Consider the following 5,023-nt stretch of genomic DNA (forward strand, 5'->3'; position numbering starts at 1 on the left):
GCGGTGAAATGCGGATTCACCGATCAGGCTCACTTCTCGCGCGTATTCAAGGTGATGACCGATTGCACTCCTTTCAGCTGGCGACGGATGGCGCGTTCGGCGGTAGCCGCCAGCTCAAGGCAGGCGATGACAACAGTGTCGCGGCTGGCTTATGAATCGCAGGGCTGAGCTGCGCCCGGTCAAAGTACCGATCCGACAAAAGCGCAGCCCGTGCATCGTTGTTGGTCAGGTCGGGTGAATCATGTCGCGCGCATAGGCGAGCCCAATACCGTACCCGCCGCCGTGATCGACCACGATGGATCGCGCGTCTTCGTAGGACTCATGCCGAGTCCAGTCTCGCTGGAATTCGAGTAACACCTGCAGCCAGCTAGTGAGGGTCGCCCCGGCCGTTTCCATGCGGCGCAGTGCGAACTGATGGCCCACTTCGGTCAGGCCCCCGCAGGCATCGCCAACCACGAAAACGCGGTATCCCTCGGCCAGGGCCGATAGTACGGGGAACGACACGCACGCTTCCGTCAGCAATCCCGAGAAGATCAAGGTTCGCCGCTCTGTCGCAAGGATGGCGGCGCGCACGGCGTCGTCCTCCCACAAATTCATGTTACGGCGCTCGATGGCTTGATTGTCGGGCAAGACCGCCTGGATCTGTGGCATCAGCGGGCCGCTATACACCTTGGACGCCGAAGTGGAGATGACGACGGGGAGCTTAAAGGCCTTCGCTGTCCGCGCGATGGCCACTGCATTGCTTCGAATGGCTTGCCGGTCGGAGGAGCTGACCCCAAAGGCAAGCCCGGCCTGATGGTCCACCAGAACAAGCGCGCAATCATCGGGCGTCAACAGGGGCGCATCGGTGTTCATGGCATGCCTTCCTTTAAAAGTATCGATGTCGAGCGATCGAGCAAGAAGATCAAAACGATGCGGCCAGGTCGAATAGCAGCAGTTCCGCGTTTCGCCCCTTGGAAATGTGGATTTCCGATTCGCCGGTAAGCATCAGTGCATCGCCAGCGGCAACCGCCATGTCGTTGACGGTGACTTCACCGCGTACCACGTGTACGTAGAGAAGTCGTCCATCGGCGACCTTTAAATGGGCGTGCTCGTCGTGGTCGAACAGGCCGGCATACATGTAGGCGTCTTGATGGATGGTGACGGAGCCCTGTTCACCGTTGGGGCTAGCCACCAGTCGAAGCACGCCTCGCTTGTCGCTTTCCGGAAAATACTTCTGCTCGTAGCTCGGCGGCAGACCCGCCTGCCGCGGAATAATCCATATCTGCAGAAAATGAGTGGTTTGATCCGCGTGGTTGTACTCCGAATGAGCGACACCGGTGCCGGCGGTCATCCGTTGAACCTCGCCAGGACGAATGACCGCTTCGTTATGGATCGAGTCCTTATGCGCCAGGGCACCGTCGATCACGTAACTGATGATCTCCATGTCCCTGTGTGTATGGGTGCCAAAGCCCGAGCCGGCCTGAATGCGATCTTCGTTGATGACACGCAGGGGGCCAAAGTGGATATGGGCTTCGTCGTAATAGTCAGCGAACGAAAAACTATGATACGAGTCGAGCCATCCGTGGTTGGCATGGCCGCGATCTGCGGATTTGCGCAGCTTTATCATGATTATTCTCTGAAGTTACCGGCAGATTTTTTTGCGGCATGGCCCCGTTTGCCGCCAGGCCATGGCGGCGCCGCTTGAATGCGCGGCGCCGCCGATGGAGATGCGGCCTATGACGAATGTGCTGGCCGGCCGCAGGTTGATGCGTGCAGCGCGTCGATCAGGACTTGATGAACGACAGCAGGTCCGCATTGATCACATCGGCGTGAGTGGTCAGTGCGCCGTGCGGGAATCCGGGGTAGATCTTCAGCGTGGCGTTCTTGAGAAGTTTTGCCGATAGAACGCCTGAATCTTTGTAAGGCACTACCTGGTCGTCGTCGCCATGCATGACGAGCGCCGGCAGCGAGATCTTCTTCAGATCCTCGGTGAAGTCGGTCTCCGAGAATGCCTTGATGCAGTCGTAATGGGCCTTGGCGCCGCCCATCATGCCTTGCCGCCACCAGTTGCGGATGATGCCCTCGGAGACCTTGGCACCCGGCCGGTTGAAGCCATAGAACGGGCCCGAGGCGATGTCCAGATAGAACTGAGCCCGGTTCGCGGCAACCTGCGCGCGAAAGCCATCGAACACTTCGAGCGGGGTGCCATCGGGGTTGTTCTCGGTCTTGACCATGATCGGTGGCACGGCACTGATAAGCACGATTTTTGCCGTGCGATCCATGCCGTGACGGGCCACGTAGTGCACCACTTCGCCACCGCCGGTGGAATGGCCGACATGGATCGCGTTGCGCAGGTCGAGGTGTTCGGTAAGCGCGGCAAGATCGGCCGCGTAATGGTCCATATCGTTACCGTCGGCGGTCTGGCTGGAGCGACCGTGTCCGCGCCGGTCGTGCGCGATCACGCGATAACCATGGCTGAGGAAGAACAACATCTGCGCGTCCCAGTCGTCCGCCGAAAGCGGCCAGCCATGACTGAACACGATCGGCTGGCCGGTGCCCCAATCCTTGTAATAGATCTGCGTTCCGTCTTTGGTGGTGATGGTGCTCATATCAGAGTGTCCATGTCGAGGTGAGATAGATCCGGCGTTGCCCAGGCTGGAAGTGCTTGCTGCAAATCCGGCGACGGGCAAGGCCAGTGCTGAGGAAACCATGGCGATAGTGCCGAGAAACGCACGACGTGCTGGATCGACATCATGCTCCGAACGCTTCGGTGACATACGGGTTCTCCTGGTTCGATTCGTCACTCCCCCTGAGCCCTGCGAGTGTCGGAACCATGTGCGTGATTTTTCATGCGCACGCCGGCAAAGCAACGGTTGCGCGGCGGCGTGGATGGAAAGATCCAGCGAGATCAATATAGACGCTGGCGTATCGCTTATTGTCTTCAGCCGAAGATGGAAGCGAAGACCTATCGAGGTAACCGTTGCCTACCCGTCCGGGTAATCGCCACGCTAGATAGGCGAGCAGATCCGCTTGGCGCAGCCGGCACCGTCGTCAGCTCATGGCCGCCATGTATTCGGATGGGAGGCCACTCGCCATGAGAGCCAGCCTCCCGCCGACTCAGGCATTTCGCCCCGACTCGAACAAGAACCATACCCGTCGTTCTGCCTCGTCCATCCAGTTTTCCAACAGGCTGGCCGTGGCCACGTCGCCGTATTCGTCACAAAGGCTGTGCACTTCGCGCATGGTCGAGGCGATGCGGGCATTGTCTTCGCGCAGCTCGGCCAGCATGTCGGCCGGGGTGACGAAATCCGCGTCGTTGTCGTCGAGGCGTTGCAGCCGCGCGATCTGGCCGATGGAACGCAAGGTCGTGCCGCCGATCTTGCGCACGCGCTCGGCGATAGGGTCGAGCGTGGCGTAGATGCCGTCGGCCTGCTCGTCCAGCAGCAGGTGATAGTCGCGGAAGTGCGGGCCGGACATATGCCAGTGGAAATTTTTGGTCTTCACATACAGCGCAAAAAAGTCGGCAAGCAATGCATTGAGCTCGCCGCTGATATCGCGCCGCGCATCCTCACCCAACGCATTCGGTGTTGTCAGCGGGGCTTTGCGCCGCTGTCTGGCTTCACTGCTGTCTTTCATGGTCGTCTCCTTGAGGGAACTATCGATCGGATAAGCTCAGTCGCTGGCATTCGCGTCGCGATGAAGATAGGCGGCCAGGGCCAGCACCGGTGGCAAGGCGAAACACCAGGTACTCACGGCGGCAAAGAGCAGGGCGGCCAGCGCGCAGCCCAGTGCAAACGCCAGCACCGCCACGCTCATGCGCGCCAGGCGTCCATGGACGACCGCTTTCTGCTCGGCGGGTAGGCCATGCAACAGGTCGCCCAGGTCGATCATGATCTGGGTGGTGGTGCCGGTCATCAATGTGGTCGGCGGTGAGCTGCCCAGGTGTACGCGCTGCAAGGCGTTCTGCACGGCCATGCCGGCCACCAGCGTTAGGCCGGTAAGCATCGCCGCCGCATCGTCGCCGCGCGGAAAGGGCCCATACCAAATGGCCAGTGCGCCACCCACCGTCAGCAACACCAGTTTCAGCCCCAGCAAGGTCTTGAGCACCGGCTTGCCGCGACCGAGCAGGCGATAGCGCAGCAAGCGCGCCAACACCACCATCACGCAGAAAGTCGGTAGCGCCAGCAGTTTCGTGACGATGCTGGACGTGCCCAGCACCAGGGCCGCGCCGATGGTCACGAAGTTACCGGTGACGTGAGCGGTGAACAGACCGTGCAGGGCCATGAAGCCCGCCGTGTCGACGTAGCCGGCATTGAAGCTGAGTAGGGTCGGCATCGTCAGTTTCATGATTTTTGGTTCCTTGAAATTCAATGCGGCATGCCGGTGCGCGCCGGCCTCACCACATATATTTGAGTTCGACGCCCAGATAGTCGCTGTTGTGTCCACCCGCGCGACGGACCGCGTCGCCGATATCAAAGTGCACCATTTCCACCGCGGCGGCGAGATTGGCATTGAAGGTGTAGTCGGCGCGCAGTTGTCCATAAAGGCCGGTCCAGCGACCGCCTTTGCCGGCGGTGCCGGGCACCGCGATATTGGGCTGTGTATACACCGCATCGGCGGTGGTCTGGCGCCATTGCAGGCCGAGCGCGCCCACGAGGGTCAGCTGCGGCAACGGTTTGATCGTGAGGGACGGCTTCACATGGATGAAATTCGCGTAGCCGGTATAACCGGCCAAGGTGACGTAGTAGCCATTCGGAAACAGCGGATTAAAGGTGCCGATCGTATGGTCGCCGCGATGTTGATCGCCCGAGGCCGCATCCACTTGCAAACCGATGCGCGGCCGCCAGTCGATCGATGCGTAGGTGTAACCGGCACGCGTGCCGATCGCCCAGGCGCGAATGTCCTTGGCCCCCACTGAGCCACGCTGCGCCATCGCTTCGAGATCCCAGTCGAAGCCGCGGGCCGCGCCGGCATAACGGGTATCGAAAACGTGGCGCAACTCGCGGCCGCTGCCGTCGAGATATCGCGCATTGTCACGGGC

The 5,023-nt window shown here is 60.8% G+C and carries 6 protein-coding genes; all 6 read right to left on the reverse strand.

Annotation, left to right across the window (positions count from 1 at the left end):
- Positions 1-225: 225 nt before the first annotated feature.
- Entirely contained in the window at positions 226-855 is a 630-nt protein-coding gene (locus OUZ52_RS22215) for a hydrolase (protein WP_266160778.1), read from the reverse strand.
- Between the two features lie 49 nt (positions 856-904).
- The gene (locus OUZ52_RS22220; protein ID WP_266160779.1) at positions 905-1,609 is read right to left on the reverse strand and encodes a pirin family protein; all 705 of its coding nucleotides are present in this window, start codon (positions 1,607-1,609) and stop codon (positions 905-907) included.
- Between the two features lie 157 nt (positions 1,610-1,766).
- Positions 1,767-2,591: an alpha/beta fold hydrolase gene (locus OUZ52_RS22225; RefSeq protein ID WP_266160783.1), complete on the reverse strand. Its 825-nt coding sequence runs from the start codon at positions 2,589-2,591 to the stop codon at positions 1,767-1,769.
- A 508-nt stretch (positions 2,592-3,099) separates the two neighbouring features.
- Positions 3,100-3,618 (reverse strand): Dps family protein, encoded by a 519-nt coding sequence (locus tag OUZ52_RS22230; RefSeq protein WP_266160780.1) that lies wholly within the window; start codon positions 3,616-3,618, stop codon positions 3,100-3,102.
- 36 nt (positions 3,619-3,654) lie between these two features.
- Complete coding sequence (locus tag OUZ52_RS22235; protein ID WP_266160781.1) at positions 3,655-4,329, reverse strand: DUF1275 family protein; 675 nt, start codon at positions 4,327-4,329, stop codon at positions 3,655-3,657.
- Positions 4,330-4,378: 49 nt separating this feature from the next.
- Positions 4,379-5,023 (reverse strand): alginate export family protein (locus OUZ52_RS22240; RefSeq protein ID WP_266160782.1); only part of this gene is annotated, 645 nt, incomplete at its 5' end.

The sequence above is a fragment of the Dyella silvatica genome (assembly GCF_026283955.1).
In the GTDB taxonomy this organism is placed as follows: domain Bacteria; phylum Pseudomonadota; class Gammaproteobacteria; order Xanthomonadales; family Rhodanobacteraceae; genus Dyella_C; species Dyella_C silvatica.

Bases quoted from the DNA above. Each gene is read 5' to 3' on its own strand.
- OUZ52_RS22215 (WP_266160778.1), bottom strand. From the start codon at position 855: ATGAACACCGATGCGCCCCTGTTGACGCCCGATGATTGCGCGCTTGTT.
- OUZ52_RS22220 (WP_266160779.1), bottom strand. From the start codon at position 1,609: ATGATAAAGCTGCGCAAATCCGCAGATCGCGGCCATGCCAACCACGGA.
- OUZ52_RS22225 (WP_266160783.1), bottom strand. From the start codon at position 2,591: ATGAGCACCATCACCACCAAAGACGGAACGCAGATCTATTACAAGGAT.
- OUZ52_RS22230 (WP_266160780.1), bottom strand. From the start codon at position 3,618: ATGAAAGACAGCAGTGAAGCCAGACAGCGGCGCAAAGCCCCGCTGACA.
- OUZ52_RS22235 (WP_266160781.1), bottom strand. From the start codon at position 4,329: ATGAAACTGACGATGCCGACCCTACTCAGCTTCAATGCCGGCTACGTC.